The 18383-nt window shown below is 65.1% G+C and carries 16 protein-coding genes and 1 pseudogene; 9 read left to right on the top strand and 8 right to left on the bottom strand.

Going from position 1 to position 18383, the window contains the following annotated elements; all coding sequences use genetic code 11:
- Nucleotide 1 precedes the first annotated feature (1 nt).
- Complete coding sequence (gene aceE, locus C7R54_RS03820) at nt 2-2647, bottom strand: pyruvate dehydrogenase (acetyl-transferring), homodimeric type (protein WP_129148832.1); 2646 nt, start codon at nt 2645-2647, stop codon at nt 2-4.
- 161 nt (nt 2648-2808) lie between these two features.
- Between aceE and proP the strand changes: the two genes are divergently transcribed.
- A complete protein-coding gene (gene proP, locus C7R54_RS03815) occupies nt 2809-4338 on the top strand; it encodes a glycine betaine/L-proline transporter ProP (protein WP_129148831.1) in 1530 nt (509 codons plus the stop codon).
- A 63-nt stretch (nt 4339-4401) separates the two neighbouring features.
- On the opposite strand, the gene C7R54_RS03810 is transcribed toward proP, so the two are convergent.
- The 3 genes from C7R54_RS03810 to C7R54_RS03800 are packed head-to-tail and all read right to left on the bottom strand — an operon-like array spanning nt 4402 to nt 6831.
- On the bottom strand, nt 4402-5508 hold the full coding sequence (locus tag C7R54_RS03810; RefSeq protein ID WP_158021144.1) for a muconate/chloromuconate family cycloisomerase: 1107 nt from the start codon (nt 5506-5508) through the stop codon (nt 4402-4404).
- The gene (locus C7R54_RS03805; RefSeq protein WP_129148829.1) at nt 5505-5813 is read right to left on the bottom strand and encodes a YciI family protein; all 309 of its coding nucleotides are present in this window, start codon (nt 5811-5813) and stop codon (nt 5505-5507) included. The genes C7R54_RS03810 and C7R54_RS03805 overlap by 4 nt, the downstream gene beginning before the upstream one ends.
- A gap of 13 nt (nt 5814-5826) precedes the next feature.
- On the bottom strand, nt 5827-6831 hold the full coding sequence (locus C7R54_RS03800) for a Bug family tripartite tricarboxylate transporter substrate binding protein (protein WP_204524281.1): 1005 nt from the start codon (nt 6829-6831) through the stop codon (nt 5827-5829).
- A gap of 78 nt (nt 6832-6909) precedes the next feature.
- Here C7R54_RS03800 and C7R54_RS03795 point away from each other — a divergent pair, with 78 nt between their 5' ends.
- Nucleotides 6910-7797, top strand: a complete 888-nt coding sequence (locus tag C7R54_RS03795; protein ID WP_192903579.1) for a LysR substrate-binding domain-containing protein — start codon at nt 6910-6912, stop codon at nt 7795-7797.
- 107 nt (nt 7798-7904) lie between these two features.
- Nucleotides 7905-9083 (top strand): alpha-hydroxy acid oxidase, encoded by a 1179-nt coding sequence (locus tag C7R54_RS03790; protein ID WP_129148826.1) that lies wholly within the window; start codon nt 7905-7907, stop codon nt 9081-9083.
- A gap of 1 nt (nt 9084) precedes the next feature.
- Here C7R54_RS03790 and C7R54_RS03785 read toward each other — a convergent pair whose 3' ends face one another.
- Both C7R54_RS03785 and C7R54_RS03780 read right to left on the bottom strand, forming a co-directional pair.
- Complete coding sequence (locus C7R54_RS03785; RefSeq protein WP_158021143.1) at nt 9085-9648, bottom strand: MarR family winged helix-turn-helix transcriptional regulator; 564 nt, start codon at nt 9646-9648, stop codon at nt 9085-9087.
- Between the two features lie 92 nt (nt 9649-9740).
- Nucleotides 9741-11240 carry an MFS transporter gene (locus tag C7R54_RS03780; protein ID WP_129148824.1) on the bottom strand — a complete coding sequence of 500 codons (1500 nt, stop codon included), beginning with the start codon at nt 11238-11240 and terminating at the stop codon, nt 9741-9743.
- Nucleotides 11241-11401: 161 nt separating this feature from the next.
- On the opposite strand from C7R54_RS03780, the gene C7R54_RS03775 reads away from it, so the two are divergent.
- The 5 genes from C7R54_RS03775 to C7R54_RS03755 are packed head-to-tail and all read left to right on the top strand — an operon-like array spanning nt 11402 to nt 15804.
- On the top strand, nt 11402-12226 hold the full coding sequence (locus tag C7R54_RS03775) for a sulfurtransferase (RefSeq protein WP_129148823.1): 825 nt from the start codon (nt 11402-11404) through the stop codon (nt 12224-12226).
- 57 nt (nt 12227-12283) lie between these two features.
- Nucleotides 12284-13198 carry a TauD/TfdA dioxygenase family protein gene (locus C7R54_RS03770; protein WP_129148822.1) on the top strand — a complete coding sequence of 305 codons (915 nt, stop codon included), beginning with the start codon at nt 12284-12286 and terminating at the stop codon, nt 13196-13198.
- A 51-nt stretch (nt 13199-13249) separates the two neighbouring features.
- The gene (locus tag C7R54_RS03765) at nt 13250-14221 is read left to right on the top strand and encodes an ABC transporter substrate-binding protein (protein WP_192903578.1); all 972 of its coding nucleotides are present in this window, start codon (nt 13250-13252) and stop codon (nt 14219-14221) included.
- Complete coding sequence (locus C7R54_RS03760) at nt 14222-15055, top strand: ABC transporter permease (RefSeq protein WP_129148820.1); 834 nt, start codon at nt 14222-14224, stop codon at nt 15053-15055.
- Complete coding sequence (locus C7R54_RS03755) at nt 15052-15804, top strand: ABC transporter ATP-binding protein (protein ID WP_129148819.1); 753 nt, start codon at nt 15052-15054, stop codon at nt 15802-15804. Before C7R54_RS03760 ends, C7R54_RS03755 begins: the two co-directional genes overlap by 4 nt.
- Before the next feature lie 34 nt (nt 15805-15838).
- Here C7R54_RS03755 and C7R54_RS29465 read toward each other — a convergent pair.
- Both C7R54_RS29465 and C7R54_RS03745 read right to left on the bottom strand, forming a co-directional pair.
- A pseudogene (locus C7R54_RS29465) lies at nt 15839-16270 on the bottom strand (Ldh family oxidoreductase); the annotation flags it as partial.
- A 95-nt stretch (nt 16271-16365) separates the two neighbouring features.
- Nucleotides 16366-17280, bottom strand: a complete 915-nt coding sequence (locus C7R54_RS03745) for a LysR family transcriptional regulator (protein WP_129148818.1) — start codon at nt 17278-17280, stop codon at nt 16366-16368.
- Nucleotides 17281-17382: 102 nt separating this feature from the next.
- Between C7R54_RS03745 and C7R54_RS03740 the strand changes: the two genes are divergently transcribed.
- A complete protein-coding gene (locus C7R54_RS03740; protein ID WP_129148817.1) occupies nt 17383-18363 on the top strand; it encodes a tripartite tricarboxylate transporter substrate binding protein in 981 nt (326 codons plus the stop codon).
- Nucleotides 18364-18383 lie beyond the last annotated feature (20 nt).

Raw genomic sequence — 18383 nt, 5'->3', positions numbered from 1 at the left:
TTCAAGCGAGGAGGCGGCGAGCGGCGTCGGCGATACTGCCCGCGTCCACCTTGAAATGGCGGCGCAGCGCGCTGCGGGTGTCGCTGCGCCCAAAGCCGTCGGTGCCCAGCGTGCGGTATGCCCGCCCGGCGGGAATATGCGCGCGGATCGATTCTGGCACCAGGCGTACGTAGTCCGATGCCGCGACGATGGGCCCGCCGCTGGCGGACAGGATGCGGTGCAGGTGCGGCATTGCGCCGGTGTCGGGGCGGCCCTGTCCCGCTCCGTCGTCCTGGTCCTCGTATGTCCGGGCATCCCTATCCAGTTCGCTCCAGCTGGTAATGCTGTAGAGATGGACGGTGTGGCCGGCGCGGTTCAGTTCCTCGCCGGCGCGCAGCACTTCGCGGAAGATGGCGCCCGACCCCAGCAAGGTGACGGCGGGTTTGCCGGCGGCGCCCTCCAGCGTCCGATGCAGATAGCCGCCCTTCATGATGTCGTCGCCATGCGCGTCGGCCACATCGGGCTGCGCGTAGTTTTCGTTCATCACGGTGACGTAGTAGAAAACGTCGCGCTGCGCCATCATCATTTCCCGCATTCCCGCATCGATGATGACGGCCAGCTCGCCGGCGTGGGCGGGGTCGTAGGCCCGGCAATTGGGGATCGTGGACGCCCAGAGGTGGCTGGTGCCGTCCTGGTGTTGCAGGCCTTCCCCGCCCAGGGTGGTGCGTCCGGACGTGGCGCCGATCAGGAAGCCGCGTGGCCGCTGGTCGGCCGCCGCCCAGATGAGATCGCCGATGCGCTGGAAACCGAACATCGAGTAGTAGATATAGAAAGGCAGCATGGCCACGCCGTGCGTGCTGTAGCTGGTGGCCGCGGCCGTCCAGCTTGAGATGGCGCCGGCTTCGCTGATGCCTTCCTCCAGGATCTGCCCGTCGGTGGCTTCGCGATAGGACAGGATGGAGCCGATATCTTCCGGCTCGTAGCGCTGGCCCTGGCAGGAATAGATGCCCACCTGCTTGAACAGGTTGGCCATGCCGAAAGTGCGCGCCTCGTCGGCCACGATGGGCACGATGCGCGGGCCCAGGACCGGGTCCTTGAGCAGATTGCCGAGCATGCGCACGAACGCCATCGTCGTGCTCATTTCCTTGCCGCCGGGCTGCGTCGCGAAGCCGCTCCAGGACGCGCGGTCCGGTGCCTGGACGGGCGCGCAGGCGGTATGCCGGGCGGGCAGGGCGCCGCCGAGGGCCTGGCGGCGCTCGCGCAGGTATTGCATTTCCGGCGACGACTCGGCGGGCTTGTAGAAGTCGACGTTCCTGACCATGTCGTCCGACAGCGGCAGCTTGAAGCGGTCGCGGAAGGACAGCAGGTCTTCGGGCTCCAGCTTCTTGTTGGAATGGGTGGTCATCTTGCCCTGGGCCGCCGGCCCCATGCCGAAGCCCTTCTTGGTGTGCGCCAGGATCACGGTGGGGGCGCCCGTCTTGCGCACCGCGGCGTGGTACGCCGCGTATATCTTGCGGATGTCGTGGCCGCCGCGCGTCAGCATATCGATCTGCTGGTCGGAAAGCGCGGCGATGAGGGCGGCGATCTCCGGGGACTGGCCGAAGAAGTTCTGCCGGTTATAGGCGGCATCCTTGGCGGCAAGCGTCTGCATCTGGCCGTCGACCGTCGCCGCCAGCGCGGCGCGCAGGCGGCCGGTGGCGTCCTGCGCGAAGAGCGGATCCCAATCGCTGCCCCAGAGCACCTTGATCACATGCCAACCGGCGCCGGAGAACAGCTTTTCCAGTTCGTCGATGATCTTGCCGTTGCCGCGCACGGGCCCGTCCAGGCGTTGCAGGTTGCAGTTCACCACCCAGGTGAGGTTGTCGAGATTCTCGCGGGCCGCGAGCGTGAGCGCGGCCATGCTCTCCGGTTCGTCCATCTCGCCATCGCCGAACACGCCCCAGACGCGCCGGCCGCGGCAATCGAGTATGCCCCGGTCGGTCAGGTAGTGCATGAACCGGGCCTGGTATATGGAATTGATGGGACCGATGCCCATGGACCCCGTGGGGAACTGCCAGAAGGCCGGCATCAGGTAGGGATGGGGATAGCTGGACAGTCCTTGCGCGCCGGCTTTGCGCGCGGCGATTTCGCGGCGGAAGTAGGCAAGGTCGCGCTCCGTCAGCCGGTTTTCCAGGTAGGCACGCGCATAGATGCCCGGGGCGCTATGGGGTTGGAAGAACACCAGGTCGCCCCGGTTTTGCGGGGCCATGTCGCGGCGGGCGTGGAAGAAGTGGTTGAAGCCCACTTCGAAGAGATCGGCCGCGCTGGCGTAGCTGGCGATGTGGCCGCCCAGTTCTCCGTAGGCCTGGTTGGCCTTCACCACCATGGCAAGCGCGTTCCAGCGCATGAGGGATGCCAGCCTTTCCTCGATCTCCAGGTCGCCGGGGAAGGGCGGCTCCCCGGCGAGCGGGATGGAGTTCACGTAGCCGCCATGGTCGCTGTGCTTGCCGTAGTCGCATTCAGGGGAGACCGCCCGCGGGCCGGCATCGGCCACATCCGCGAGTTGCGCGCGCAGGCGCGCGAGCATGCGGGCGCCGCGGTCGCCGCCGTGGATGCGGACCATGGCGGCGAAGGCTTCCTGCCATTCTTCCGTTTCCTGTGGGTCCGGGTCGATATATGAAGCGTCCATTCGTGTCTCCGTCCGATGGCATCCGCCGACGTCGCGGCGTGGGGGGGGAAGAGGCGGCAGGCTCTAGAAATAACATGACCGCCTGCCCGGCGACATGGTCCCTTGCCGCATTCCCGCCAGGGATCTAGGATGTCGAGACGGCCTAGAACAAGGAGCATCCCATGAATGCCTCGGGTAGTTCAACGCAGGTCCAGCCCTTGCAGATCGACGACATCACCGTTATCGACAACGCCAAGCTCAAGAAGGCCGTCACGGCCGCCGCGTTGGGCAACGCCATGGAGTGGTTCGATTTCGGCGTCTACGGTTTCGTCGCCACGGCCCTGGGCAAGGTGTTCTTCCCCGAGGCGTCGCCCGCCGTGCAGACCATTGCCGCCTTGGGCACCTTCTCCGTGCCTTTTCTCGTGCGGCCGTTGGGCGGCGTCTTCTTCGGGGTGATGGGAGACCGCTTCGGCCGGCAGAAAGTACTGTCGCTTACCATCATCATCATGGCGATCAGCACATTCTGCATCGGGCTGATTCCGTCCTACGAGGCCATCGGCCTGTGGGCGCCCCTGTTGCTGCTGTTGTGCAAGCTGGCCCAGGGGTTCTCGGTCGGCGGCGAATATACGGGCGCGGCCATTTTCGTGGCGGAATATGCCCCTGATCGCCAACGCGGTTTCCTGGGCAGCTGGCTGGACTTCGGCTCCATCGCGGGCTTCGTCCTGGGCGCGGGCCTGGTAGTGCTGCTGCACACCACGCTGGCGGAGCAGCGCTTTCTCGACTGGGGCTGGCGCCTGCCGTTCTTCGTGGCGGGGCCATTGGGCCTGCTGGGCCTGTATCTGCGGCACGCCGCCGAGGAAACGCCGGCCTTTACCCAGCAATTGGAAAAAATGGAAAAGGAAGACCGCGCTGCCGTGCAGGAGCGGCCCACGGTGTCGTTCAAGGATATCTTCTCCAAGTATCGCAAGGCCTTGCTGGTCTGCATCGGCGTGGTACTGGTGACCAACATCACCTACTACATGCTGCTGACCTACATGCCCACCTATTTATCGAGCAGCCTGGGATATTCCGAGGAGCATGGCGTCCTCATCATCGTCGTGGTGATGATAGGCATGTTGTTCGTACAGCCCATGGTGGGTTTTCTCAGCGACAAGGTGGGACGCAAGCCTTTCCTGCTGATAGGCAGCATCGGCCTGCTGATCTTCTCCATTCCCGCCTTCCACTTCATCGGCAGCGACAACCTGGGCCTGATCTTCCTGGGCTTGCTGGTCATCGCCATCCTGCTGAACTGCATGACGGGCGTGATGGCGTCGACCCTGCCCGCGCTGTTCCCCACCCGCATTCGCTATAGCGCGCTGGCCAGCGCGTTCAACGTCGCCATCATCGTCGCGGGGCTGACCCCGACCGTCGCGGCCTGGCTGGTGGAAGGCACCAACAACGTGATGATGCCCGCGTATTACCTGCTCGTGGCGGCCGTGATCGGGCTGGCGACCTCTTTCTTCCTGCCCGAAACCGCCAATCGCCCGCTGCGCGGCGACACCCCGAATGCCGCCAACCGGCGCGAGGCCAAGGTCCTGTTGCAGCAGGCCTACGACCATATCGAGGAAACCGTGCAGGAAGTCGACGCGGAGATCGCGGAGCTGGAAGAGCGGCTGGCGTCCTTGCGGCAGCGCCGCCAGCGGCTGGCGGATCGCCATCCGCACCTGGAATAGACCAGCGTCCCGTGCCGTTCGTCGTGCCGAGGAAACGGCGCGGCGACGGCCTGCCACCATCGCTCAACGTCGTCGATAGAACGCCAGCTTGTCGGTGTCCAGCGTCACGCCGAAGCCTGGGCCATCAGGCACGACCAAGGCGTGGTCCTTGAACTCAATCGTTGCCGGGGCGATGTCGTCGGTCAGAAGATGCGGCCCGAACAGTTGGGCGCCGAGCGTCAGGTTGGGCATGGTCGAGAAAATGTGCGCATAGGCGGAGGTCCCGATCTGTCCTTCTATCATCGTGCCTCCGAACAGGCGTATGCCGGCGGCGTGGGCAATGTTGGCGACCTGCTTCGTACGCAGCAAGCCTCCATGCTTGGTCACCTTCACGGAGAAGGCGTCGGCGGCATGATGGTGCGCGATGCGCATCGCGTCCTGCGCGGTCATCACGCCTTCGTCGGCCATGATGGGTATCGAAAATCGCTCGGTCAGACGCTTCATTCCATCGATATCATGGGCCGGCAGCGGTTGCTCGATGATCTCTATGCCGCCGGCTTCGAGCTCGGCGATGCCCCATTTTGCCGTTGGCTCGTCCCATCCCTGGTTGATGTCGACCCTGACCCGCGCCTTGTCGCCCAGCGCCTCCCGGATGGCCAGGGCGCGTTCGACATTCTCGCGCGGGTCGCCCTTGCCGATCTTGACCAGGAAGAGTTTGTAGCGGCCCTCCGCCAGCTTGGCTTCGGCTTCGGCGACATCCTTGTCGATCACGCCATTGCCAAGGACCCACAGCAAGGGGATAGTGACGTGGACTTTTCCGCCAAACAATTGATAGGCGGGCACGCCGACGGACCGGGCCAGCGCGTCGACACAGGCCATCTCGATGCCGCCCTTGGCATAGGCGTTGTTCTTGATAACCTGGTCCATCAGCATCACGAGAGATTCAAGCCGGCGGATGTCATGCCCAATCAGGTAGGGGGCGATGCAGTCGTCGATCATGGATTTGATCGCCCCGGGGGCCTCTTCGCCGTAGTGGGGGATGATGGCTATCTCGCCCAGGCCCTCGACGCCGCACTCGCTACGGATGCGCACAATTACCTGGCTATGCCGGTCGATCACCGCCATGGCGAGCTTGTGCGGCCGGGCAACCGGCAGGTCGATGATCGCGGTTTCTATGCTGTGCAGCTTCACGCGGCCTCCTGCAGATGGCACACCCCATCGACATAGGCTTTGCGCCAGCGGGTGATACGGATTTCGGCAAACAGGTCGCCCTGGAAGAACGGGTCGGCCTCGATGAAGTCCCGGGCTTCCTCCCGCGTCGCGGCGGTGATGACATAAATGCCGCCTCCGACGTCGCTGCCGTCCTCATGCAGCTTCGCTCCGCAGGCCAGCAGGCGCCGCGCGTTGGATTCGAGAAAGGCGAGGTGAGCAGGCCGCAGCGCCTGGCGAGTGCCTTGGTGCCCCGGTTTATCGAACGTTTCAATGAAGTAGGTCATGAGGTTTCTCTCTTCAGTCCTGGCTGCCTTCCAGCCCAGTGGCGCGCAGCAGCATCCGGTGGCTGTCGAGCTGGTCCGTGACGAGCTTGCGCAGCGCTCCCGGCGTCGACGGTGTGAATATGAAGTCCTGCACCAGCATGGCCTGCTTGACGGCAGGTTTCTCCATGGCCGTCTTGAAAGCCGCGTCGACGCGGTCGACAACGTCCGCAGACATGCCGGCCGGGCCGAACAGCCCTAGCCATGGTGCGATAGGGAAACCGTCGAGGCCGGCCTCCGCCATGGTCGGCACGCCCGGGGCATTCGGGCTGCGAACGGGCAATATCGTGGCCAATGCCTTGAGCTTGCCGGCCCTGACTTGCGGCATTCCTGTTCCGGAGGTCGCGACTGCCGCATCCACCTGGCCGCCAAGCATGTCGTTGATCATCGGCGGTTCGCCCTTGTAAGGAACGCCGAGGATATCCACCTTGCTGGCGTTGGCCACATAGGCGAAAGAGAGCAAGCCCGTCACGTTACCGTAGCCATAGCTCAGCTTTCCGGGGTGCTTCCTGATGTGCTGGATGAAATCCTGCAGCGTGTCGCCCGGCTCGTCGGCGCGGGCGTAGAGAAAGAAGGAGTACCGACCGATATCGGTAATGGGCGTGAAATCCTTGAGCGGATCGTAGGGAGGACGCTTGCGCATGACGGGCACCCCCGACATGGGGCTGTTGGTGGCGATCAGCAGCGTATAGCCGTCGGGCTTTGCGCGGGCCACTTCGCTGGCGGCGATGGAGCCGTCAGCGCCTGGCTTGTTCTGGATGATGATGGATTGTCCCAGTGTCTGACCCGCTTCGGCGGCGAGCGTGCGGGCGATGACGTCGGTGGACGATCCGGCCGGGAAATGCACGATCAATGTGATCGGTTTCTCCGGGAAGGCTGCGATCGCCGCGGGCGCGAAAGTCAGTGCAGCGCTCGTCAGCAATGCGCCGGGGAGGAATCGCTTCATGAATGTCTCCTGTTTTCGGTCGTTGTCGGCCGGCATTCTAGTAACCGCAATGCGATCCGTATAATGAGATCTGGCGCCAGGAACGTTCGTTTTCATCGATCAATTGCACACGCAATGGAAATTCGCCAGCTCAGGTATTTTCTTGAAGCGGCCAGCCGCGAGCACGTCACCCAGGCCGCGCGTGCGCTGCATATCACACAGTCCACGCTTTCGCATCAATTGCGCCAACTCGAGGCGGAATTAGGCACGCCCTTGTTCGACCGGGTCGGCAGGCAGGTGCGGCTGACCGATGCCGGCCGGCTCTTTTCGCGTTTCGCGCTGAAGGCGCTGCGTGATCTGGAAGACGGTCAGCTCGCCCTGCAGTCGCTGAATGCGTTGCAAAGTGGTGAGTTGCGGGTGGGCGTGATCACGACCTACACCAATTCGCTGTTGTCGGGAGCCATCGCCTCTTTCGCAAGGCGCTATCCGGGCATACACCTGCACGTCGAGGATTTGCCGATGAGGCAGATCGAAGGGAAGCTGCAGGACGGGCTGCTGGACCTGGGGCTAGGTTTTACGACGTCCGACAATTGCGAGGAGCTGGTCAATGAGCCCCTGTTCTCGGAACGGCTGATGTTGCTGGTGAGGAATGACCATCCCCTGGCGGGGCGCAAGGCCGTTCGGAAGAAAGACCTCTCCGTCCTGGATATCGCGCTGCAATCCCGATTGTACTTTTCGCGTGAACTGATCGAACGTCACTTGTCCCGGCATATTCGAGGTCGCATCCGGATCGAACTGGACTCGATTCCCGCGATGCAGAACATCGTCGCCAACAGTCACCTGGCCTGCATGCTTTTCGAGGGCGCGGTTATCGCGTCGCCCGCGATGCGGGCGATTCCCATCACGCCGCATGTCACCCGCACCGCGGCGCTGTTGTGGCCGCGCGACCGCTATCGATCGGAGGCGGCCAGGGAATTCGTGACCGCCATAAAGGCCAATATGCCGCTCGCGATCGCGCGCTGAGTCCGGGGTGTGAAGATTCGCTTGATGCGCCCCGGCATGGGCCTTACGATCCAGCCGGCAATAATCGGCGCTCCCCTATCGGCATACGGACAACTACGGTACTACCCATGGATCTATCCTGCGTTCACAACCTCCTGGACTTCGAACCGCTGGCGCGCAAGGTGCTGCCGCGCGCCATGTTCAGCTACATCCAAAACGGCGCGGAAGACGAGGCGACGTTGCGGCGCAACCGGAGTGTCTTCGATCGCTATGGCTTCATCCCGCGCATGCTCAACGACGTATCGGGCCGCGCCCAAGGCATCGAGCTGTTCGGGCACAAGTACGCCAGTCCCTTCGGCATTTCCCCCGTCGGACTGGGCGCGATGTATTCCTTCGGCGGCGATGTCGCGCTCGCCACGGCCGCCGCCCGGTGCAATGTGCCGTATGTGCTTAGCGGCGCGTCGCTGACCCGCCTGGAGACGGTTGCGGCCGCCGCGCCCCATGCCTGGTTCCAGGCCTATCTGCCAGGCTCCGATGACGAGATCAGGCGTTTGCTGGACCGCGCCGGCGCGGCCGGCTACCGGACGTTGGTGCTGACGGTGGACCTGCCGGTATCGGTGAGCCCGGACCGGTATGTGAGGAATGGCTTCTCCTCGCCCCTGCGCCCCAGCGTCGATCTGGCGCTCCAGGGAATCACGCGGCCGCGCTGGTTGGTCGGCACGTTCCTGCGCACGCTGCTGGCGCACGGCATGCCGCACCTGGAGAACTGGAGGGCCGATCGCGGTAGCCCGGTTTTGTCGAAGAATGTGCAGAAGGATATCAAGGCGCGGGACAGCCTGAGCTGGAAACATGTGGAGGCCGCGCGGTCGTTCTGGCGCGGGAACCTGGTCGTCAAGGGCATCCTGTCGGCGCAGGACGCTGGCATCTGCCGGGGAATCGGCGTCGACGGGATCATCGTGTCCAACCACGGCGGCCGGCAGATCGACGGCGCGGTCTCGCCCCTGCATGTGCTGCGCGATATCGTGGACGCCGTGCCGGAGCTGGTCGTCATGATGGACAGCGGCATCCGACGCGGATCCGATGTCCTGAAGGCGATCGCGCTGGGCGCGCGCTGCGTTTTCGCGGGCCGCCCCTACAACTACGCCGTCGCCGCCGCCGGGCAAGCGGGGGTGGTGCACGCCCTCGGCCTGTTGCGCGACGAGGTGCACCGCAATATGGCGCTGCTGGGCATCAACCACCCCTACGAGATGTCGATGGCCTTGATGCGTGATCTTGCGGATAGTGGCCTGAGGGCCGGCACCGCGTAGCTCAGGCTTCGGTGCGGGACGTTCGCTTTCTCAGGACGCGGTCGCTTCGTGTACCGCTCGCGCGGCCCCTCGGCGCGGGCTGGCCGGTCGCGACAGGTTCGAACGGCGTGCGCGCCCTGGGCTCCAGCTCATCGACGATCCGCTGCAGCAGCTTGAACAGGCGTTGGCGCTCCGGTTCGGACAACGGCGCCATCTGTTCGGCATACGTGGCCTCGGCCATCGCGGCTGTCTGGTTCACGGCGCGCAGTCCGTCGGCCGTTAGCGTGAGTTGACGCTGCCGGCGATCGTCGTCGGCTTTCTTGCGTGTGATCCAGCCGCGGGTTTCCAGCGCCTGGACGATCTGCGACACGGTCACCTTGTTCATGCCGATCGCCTTTGCCAGGTCGCCCTGGTTCACGCCGTGCAGATCGTGCAGCGCGACCATGACGGAATATTGGGCGGGCGATAGCGACAGCCGCTCGAAGTTCGCTTCGAAGATGGCGACGTAGATCTGGTGGGCGCGCCGCAGCAGGAAACCTGGTCGCGAGTAAAGCTGGGAGAGTCGTTCGACGTGCTGAGCGGACATGTATATGGATGGTTGAGGCGCCATGGCGCGAAACAGCGGATGGTGCGGATGCCCGGTGTCGGGTTCTCCCCCCGCGTGGACCGTCGCCGCGCTCATGACGCCGGCTGCCGGTCGGCGCGATGGCCGCTGAGCTCGGCGCCGGCTTGCGTGGACAGGGCCCGGTAGCAGGGCATCGCGGCGCAGGCGAACAGCGCGAGGATGACGAACGCCACCGAAAAATCCATGCCGGCCGGCGTACCGCGGGCGCCTAGGTTAGCAGACCACTGGACGGCCAGCGCCGACAGGGAGATTCCCAGCATGATCGCCAGTTGCCAGGCCATGGTGTTCAATGTGGTCGCCGATGCCACCTTGCCGGGGGGAAGGTCGGAATAGGACACGGCGGTCAGCGCATTGAACTGGACCGCCCTGAAGAAGCTGGCCATCGAGACGAACGCCGTAATGCCGGCCAGGCCCCAATGCGGCAGGGAGAAGAGGGCGCAGCCGGCCAGCGCCGCGGCGCACGCCACGCCGTTGTAGCAAAGCACGCGCCGAAAACCCCAGCGGCGCAGCACGCGGGTGGTCTGCGTCTTGGTGAAGAACGCAATCGAGCCGCTGACCAGCAGCACGATGCCGCTTTGCAGGGCGGTGTAGCCCAGGCCCAGCTGCAACATGAGCGGCAGCAGGAAAGGCAGGGCGCCATAACCCACGCGGACCAGGGATCCTCCCCAGAAGCCGGCCGCGAAGGTGGGCAGGCGCAGCAGGCGAAAATCCAGCATGGGCGCCGTCAGGCCACGGAAGCGGCGCACATACAGCCAGACGCACAACGCCAGGGCCAAGGCCAGGCCGCCCAGCAGCGGCAGCGCGCCGCCGTGGCGCGCCTGTTCGATCAGCAGGATCAGCAAGGCCAGCGCGGCGCCTGCCAGCAACCATTCCTTTGCGTCGAAAGCCAGGTCGGCGCGGTGATGCAGCTGCGGCATGATGTTGCGGGCGGCCCATAGGCCGGCCAGGCCCACCGGCACATTGATCAGGAATACCCAATGCCAGGACAGGTAGGTTGAAAACAATCCTCCCAGGGGCGGCCCGAGCATCGGACCCGCCATGGCCGGTGTGATGAACCAGGCCAATGCCTCGACCAACTGTGCCTTGCTGGTCGTATGCACGATGGCGGTGCGGCCCACCGGCACCATCATGGCCGCGGCCATTCCCTGCAAGGCGCGGCATACCGCCAACATGGCCAGGCTGGGCGCCATGGCGCACAATACGGAGCTGGCCGTGAACAAGGCCACTGCCCAGCAGAACACCGTGCGCGTGCCATGCCGCGCCGCCACCAGGCCGCTCAAGGGCACGAAAACCAGCGAGCAGAGCAGGTAGATGGTCATCGTCAGGTTCAGGCTCAACGGATCGACGCCGAAGTCGCGGGCGATGTCCGGGATGACGGGACTGATGATGGTGGCGTCCAGCTGCTCCATGAAGTAGGCGGAGCCGACCAGGATGGACAGGGGCCGGAAGCTGGTGGCCGCGGGAAGCGGGGCGGCGGCGCCGGCGGTACCGGTCCCGGCGGCTGCACCGGCCGGAGGCGCGATGGAAGATTCGTCGCGAGGGGAGGAAGGCATGTATCTCCGTATCCGTAGGAAGGAAAGCGCCCATCATTCTGCGCGTTCGGGCGCGCAGTCAAAAATGACAATAGTAAATAAGCTAACAAATTAATGTGCGTTTGATAGTTAGCCCGCTGACGATACGATGCCAGGCATATCGATCGCAATGGAGCAGGGCAATGGCAATTTTTGAACTGGCGACGCCGGAGTGGCTGGCGCAGCATGCCGGGCAGCGTGACCTCATCCTCATCGACACGCGTCCGGCGGCCGATTACTGGGCCGGTCATATCCCCGGCGCGCGGCATATTGAGCCATCGCTGTTCGCGATCGCCTCGACCGACGCCTCCTCGCTGGCGCGTCTGCATGCCATCCTGGGATGGAGCCTGAGCGCGCTGGGAATTTCCCGCGATTCCCGCGTCGTCGTCGGCGGCGCGCAGAATGAGGTGAACGCGTCCAGGGTGGCGTGGGCCTTGGCCTATGCCGGCGTCGAACGCATCGCGCTGCTGGATGGCGGCATCGAAGCATGGACGGGCGAGCGCACGACCGTCGCGCCCGCCGTGACCGCGACCGCCTACACCGTGGTTCCGCAGGCCGGCTATCTGGCTACGGCCGACGAGGTGCTGGCCGCCGTGGAAAAGCAAGCCGAGGCGCCGTCCGCTCAGGCCGGCGTTCGCATCATCGACGCCCGCTCCAGGGAGGAGTACGCGGGTCGACGCAGCAATGCCGGCCGCACCGGCCGCGTGCCGGGTGCGCGTTTCTGGGATGCGGCCGTCGAGCTTGGCGCCGACGGGCGCTTTGCCGCCGCCGGCCAACTGGCGGCCGCGGCCAAGGACATCGTCGCCGCCGAGGAGCGCGCTGTCGTCTATTGCGGCGGTGGCGGCCGTGCGGCCCGGACCTTCATCGCCCTGCAGCTCGCGGGACATACCGGCGCGGCGGTCTATCCGGCGTCCTGGAACGAGTGGGGCACTTCGGAACGCTATCCGGTGGACGCGGCCGTCATCTAGCCGCGATGTGGACGTTTGGTATCCGTCATCAGACAACAGCAAGGATGCAAGAAAAACATGTACGGCATAGTCGTCGACAACGATAAGCTCGACCGGATCCAGCCGAAGATCCTGGATATGACCCGCTATCTCGGCAGTCCCGTCGAAACCGGCGGTGTGACAGTTACGCCTTATTCCCCCACCGTGGGCGCGCGCGTCAGCGGCTTGCGCATCGATGGAAACGGCGAGGTCGCTCCCGAGATACGGAAGCTGCTGCGCGGGACGCTGCTGCGCTACGGCTTCCTCAGCTTCGAGCCGGGCACGGTAGGGGTCGAGCACTTCGAGCGGCTGGTGTCCTTGTTCGGCAAGGCCAAGCTGATGAATACGCCCTATACGCCGGAGACGGGCAAGAGCGGCCAGCTCAATACCATCGATGCGTCCACCAAGAAAACGCGCATGAACTACATCTGGCATATGGACCAGGTGTTCCAGCCGACGTCGCCGCCGTACACGGCCCTGCTGGGAGAAACGATGCCCGCGCTGGGCGGCGATACGCTGTTCGCCAATGCGACGGCCGCCTACGACCTGCTCGATCCCCTGCTGGTGGCTTACCTGGAGACGCTGACCGCCGTCCACGATGCCGACACGATGGGCTACCTGACGCTGGCGTATCACGACTTCGAGGCGCGCGCGGAGCAGCGGCGCAAGTATCCGCCCATCGAAGTGCCGCTCATACGTACGCACCCGGAGACAGGACGCAAGCAGATCTTCGTCAACGAGCTTTATACGCACCGGATCCTCGGCGTCAGCCGGCGCACCAGCCAGGCCCTGCTGGATATCCTGTTCGACGCGCTCAGTGCGCCGGAAGTGCAGGCTCGCCATCGCTGGGAGAGCGGGACCGCCCTGATCTGGGATAACCGTACCGTGCAGCATCGGGGCGTTCCGGATTTCGGACCGCAGCAGCGCGTCATGCACCGCGCGCTGGTGCTTTGAATCATCATGGCGGACGGCGTCCGCCTGTCCCTTCCTCGACGTGAACAAGACATGAATCGCAGAGACTTTCTACAACTGGCGGCGGGCGCGACGGCCGCCGGCATGCTGCCCGGCGGCGCCTGGGCGCAGGACAACAAGACGGTGCGCATTACGCTGCCCTCGGCCGGCAGCGCGGGCTCGGCCTGGCGGCCGCTGGTCGGCCAGTACAAGCTGGACAGCGATCTGGGCATTACGCTGGATTGGCTGACAGCGGATCCGGGCAAGATGCAAGTGCAGTTGAGCGCCGGCTCCCTGGACGTGGGGGTGTTCGGGTCGGTGGGATTGGCGACGCTGGCCAACCGGGGCAGCGACATCGTCCTGTTCGGCCCCGCGCTGAACAATCATGGCCGGTGGATCGTGCGGGGCGACAGCCCCTACAAGTCGCCCAAGGACCTGGTCGGCAAGCGGATCGCCACGACGGCCGAGACCAGCGAAACATACCAGCAGGCACGCATCGCCGCGTCCTTGACCGGGCTGGACCTGAAAAAGGACGTCAAGGTGATCTTCGGATCGCCCACCGCCAACCTGGCGCTGTTCGAGCGCGGCGACGTGGACGGCATCATTACGCTGGAGCCGACGGCCACGCGCCTGGTGGGGCGCGGTGCGCGTGAGATCGCCCGCGTGGCCGATATCTGGAAGGAGGCGACAGGCCAGGCCGACGATCCCTTCCTGGTCGGCCTGGCGGCAAGCAAGAGCTGGTTCGAGCAGAACCGGGCGACGGCGGCCAAGCTGGCAACGCTGTTCGAACGGATCGGGACGACGGTCGCCCAGCATCCCGACAGCCTGAAGCCCATCGCCGCTGAGCTGGGGCTGAAGGCTGACGAGACCCAGGCCATCGATCTGCTGCCGCGGCGCCTGGCACCCACCTACGCAACGAAGTGGGACGCCAGCGTTTTCGCCACCATGGACAAGCAGGTCGAAGTGGCGGTGAAGCTGGGCCTGCTGGATGCGGTGCCGGCCCGAAAACTCTATGTGAAGGCCTGAATGCGCTCCGACAATGCAATCCTGCGCGGCGGCGATGCGTCGCCCCCGCGCCCCGCCTTGTCGTGGCGCTTGCGGGCCTTCGTGGCCCGTGCCTGGCCTCCGGCGGCTTTCTTCGCGCTGTTGATCGCCTGCTGGGAAGCCATGGCGGTCTGGCTGCATTCCCCCTTGGTACCAGGCTGCGGCGCCATACTGCGCGAGCTGGTGGAGATCGTGGCCAGCGGGTTTGCCTTTACCGAAATCGGCGTCACCTTCCTGCGCATGTCGCTGGGCTTCCTGCTGGCGCTGCTTTTCGCCCTGCCTGTCGGTATTCTCACCGCCGTATCGCGCAGTGCCGAACGCTTCTTCGAACCTGGCGTCATCCTCGGCCTGACCGTGCCGGGCCTGGTCTGGGCCCTGCTTTGCGTGATCTGGTTCGGCGTGTCCCTGGCGTCGCCCGTGGTGGCGGTGGCCCTGGGCGTGCTGCCCGCCATGGTCATCTCGGTGCATCAAGGCGTCCGTTCCCTGGAGCACGAGCGCGTGGAGATGCTGCGGGTCTTCCGGCTGCCGCCCGCCTTGGTGCTGCGCAAGGTGTGGCTGCCGCTGCTTTACAGTTTCATCGTTTCTGGTTGCCGCATCGGCTTTTCCATCGCCTGGAAGGTCATCGTGCTGGTGGAGATCTTCGGCATGTCGGATGGCGTGGGCTATCAGCTGAATTCGAAGTTCAGCACCCAGGATGTCGAGGGCGTCATCGCATGGACGCTCGCTTTCTGGGTCGCGATGCTGGTCATCGAGCATGGCATCTTCCGACCGTTGGAAGTCCACGCCAATCGTTGGAAAAGGGGCGTCGCGCGATGAGCAGCAACATACAGCTCCGCGGCATCTCCAAGCACTATCCGCCGTCCGGGAATACCGCCGCCCGTACCGTCCTCGCCCAGCTGGACCTGGACATCCGCGCGGGCGAGCTGCTTGCGCTGGTGGGGCCTTCGGGCTGCGGAAAATCGACGCTGCTCAATCTCATTGCCGGACTGGACCTGCCCACGCAGGGCGATCTTCGGTTCGACCGTCCTTTCCCGAGCATCAACCTGGGTGTCGTGTTCCAGCAGCCTCGCCTGCTGGACTGGCTGAGCGTCGCGGAGAATATCGGCATCGTCCTTGCCGGCCGGAGAAAAGGAAAGGACGATGTGGCGCGTACCGTGCAGCAGTTGCTCCAGCGCGTCGAGTTGCCCGAACATGCCCACGCTTATCCGCAATTCCTGTCCGGCGGGCAGCGCCAGCGCGTTTCCATCGCGCGCGCCTTTGCCGTGCAGCCCGATGTGCTGCTGCTGGACGAACCCTTCAGCGCGCTGGACGAACTGACCGCGCGGCGCTTGCGCCAGCTTCTGCAGGCCATGTGGATGTCCGGCGACGGACCGCGCCCGACGGGCGTGCTGGTGACGCACAACATGCTGGAGGCTGCCTTCCTGGCCGACCGTATCGCCGTCATGGGCGGGTCTCCGGCCGGCATCGTACGTATCGTCGAGGTGGATGTGCCCCGGCCGCGCGATCCCGATGATCCCGCCTTGTTCGAAGTACACAGGCAGGTGATGCACGCGTTGCAGGAATGAGCGCGCGGCCGGATGAGATCATCATCCGGTCGCGTATTGGCAGGCCGTCACGCAGATGGCGTTCGGCCGCCCTGGCCTCCATCTCCCCGCGGTAGAAAATCTCGTCGAAGCCCTGTGCCAGGGGTTGGGACTTTATCTCGGTGATGAACCGTTCCATGCGCTGGTCGAATTCCGTGCGGTCCATGAAGGCGTCGACATCGTAGACCGTCAGGAAATGGCCGGCTCCGCTGCGCTTGTCGTAGTGGTAGGGGCCGCTCACGCCGCTGAGGAATTGCGACCCGGACAGCACGCCGGACAGGACGTCCACCAGCGTGGCGATGGCATAGCCTTTGTGATGGGCCATGGGCAGGATGATGCCGTTGATCGCCGCCTCGGGGTCGGTGGTGGGCGCGCCGTCGGCGTCCAGCGCCCAGCCCAGGGGGATCTGCTCGCGCCGCTGGCGCGCGGTCTCCGGCGGCGCCGCGATAGACCAGGGGTGGGGGCCGATGATCTTTTGCTTCGCGCCGCCCCAATACCGCGCGGATCACCAAGATCGGCGACGCGGATTGAGCCGCGTCGCGGCTACCACTGCCCATCCCTTTCGTGCCTGTGTGGCTCGAAAGTATCCAGCAGGAAATCCACCAGCGCGCGCGTCTTCGCCGATAGATAGCTCCTGGTGGGAAACACCGCGTAAATGTCCGCCGGCGGCAGGTCCCATTTCGGCAGGACGGGCGCCAGCCGCCCGCTCCGGAACAGCGGCGCGATTTCCCATAGCGACCGCATCAGGATGCCGTGCCCGTCCAGCGCCCAGTTCACCACGCATTCGCCGTCGTTGGACGCCAATGGACCGCGCACCTTGACGGTCTCCGCATGGCCGCCGGACTTCAGGTGCCACGTGCCGAAGGTTTCGTCGTTTTCCTGAATGAACAGGCAGGCATGCTGGGCGAGCTCGCGCGGTGCCGCCGGGTGGCCGTGCCTGGCCAGATAGGACCTGGCCGCGCCCAGGACGCGGCGGTTGCGCGCGAGCAGGCGCGCGGTCAGCGTTGAGTCCGGCATTTCGCCCAGCCGTATCTGCAGATCGAATCCCTGTTCTATCAGGTTGACCGGGCGGTCGGTGAGCGTGAGCTGGACTTCGACTTCCGGATATTGCCGCGCGAACGCGGACAGTGCGGGAGAAATGTAGCGCCGTCCAAATCCCAGCGTCGCCACCACGCGCAAGGTGCCCCGGGGCATTGCTCGCGCACCCGCCACCTTGCGCTCCAGCGCTTCCAGTTCCTCCAGCACGCGGGCGCCTTCGAGCAGATACGTTTCGCCCTCCGGGGTCAGGCTGGCCCGCCGCGTCGTCCGGTTCAGCAAACGCACCCCCAGGCGCCGCTCGACGGCGTTCAGGCGCTTGCTGACGGCGGGCGGCGTAATGCCCAGTTGCCGCGCCGCGACGCGCAGGCTCGGATGCTTCGCGAGGATGGCGAAGAACTCCAGGTCGGAAATGGGGCTCATTGTGAACTTTAAAGAAATAAAGAACTAAATTCAGATGACATTATCGATCAGCAATTCACTATTAATATTCGACCACACAAAGACTATTAAAAGGAGACATTCATGCTGCGTCGCGGGCTTCTTGCCATCCTCGCCACTTTCGCCGGGTGTATCTCGGCCTCTGCCTGGGCCGCTACGGCGGCGGCCGACTACCCGGAGCGCCCCATCAAGCTCATCGTGCCGTATGCCCCGGGAGGCAGCGCGGACATCGTTGCCCGCATGGTCAGCGACGAGTGGGCCAAGGCGCTGGGTCGCGCCATCGTCATAGAGAATCGCGGCGGCGCTGGCGGCAACGTGGGCGTCGACGCGGTCGCGAAATCGGCGCCCGACGGATACACCATCGGTTTGCAGACGGTTTCGCTGGCCATCAATCCGTCCTTGTTTCCCACCATGCCGTACGACACGTTGAAGGACCTGGCGCCCATCGGCATGGTGGCCTCCTCGCAGCACGTGCTGGTGGTCAATAACGACGTCCCGGCTAAGAACGTCCAGGAATTGATCGCGCTGGCCAGGAAGGAGCCAGGCAAGCTGACCTATGCCTCGGCGGGACCCGGCAGTACCTTCCATATGGCGGCGGAGCTGTTCAAGGCGGTCGCGGGCGTCGATATCGTGCACATTCCCTATCGCGGCGGTGGCCCCGCGCTGATCGACGTGATGAGCGGGCAGGTACAGCTGTGCTTCCCGGTGCTGGCGGCCGCGCAAGGCCAGATCCAGGGCGGCAAGATACGCGCGCTGGGCGTCACTGGGACCAGGCGTTCGCCACTGATGCCCGACGTGCCGACCATCGCCGAGGCGGGTTTGCCCGGCTATTCCTTCGATACGTGGTTCATTGTCTTCGCGCCGGCGCGCACGCCGCAGCCTATCCTGGACAAGCTGAATCAAACCCTTGTACAGGTGCTCGGCGCCAAGGCGACGGTGGACCGCATGACCCGCGAAGGTTTCGAGGCGACGCCGTCCACGCCCGCGCAAGCGCGGGCTCGCCTGGAGACCGAGATCCCCAAATGGAACAAGCTGGTCAAGGATCGCGGAATCACGATGCAGTGATCCGACGGCCGCAATTCTCC

Origin of the sequence: Achromobacter aloeverae, assembly GCF_004121055.1 — a bacterium.
Lineage (GTDB): Bacteria > Pseudomonadota > Gammaproteobacteria > Burkholderiales > Burkholderiaceae_B > Bordetella_C > Bordetella_C aloeverae.
Note: the sequence above shows the minus strand (reverse complement) of the source record. Positions and strands in the feature narration are given on the sequence as shown.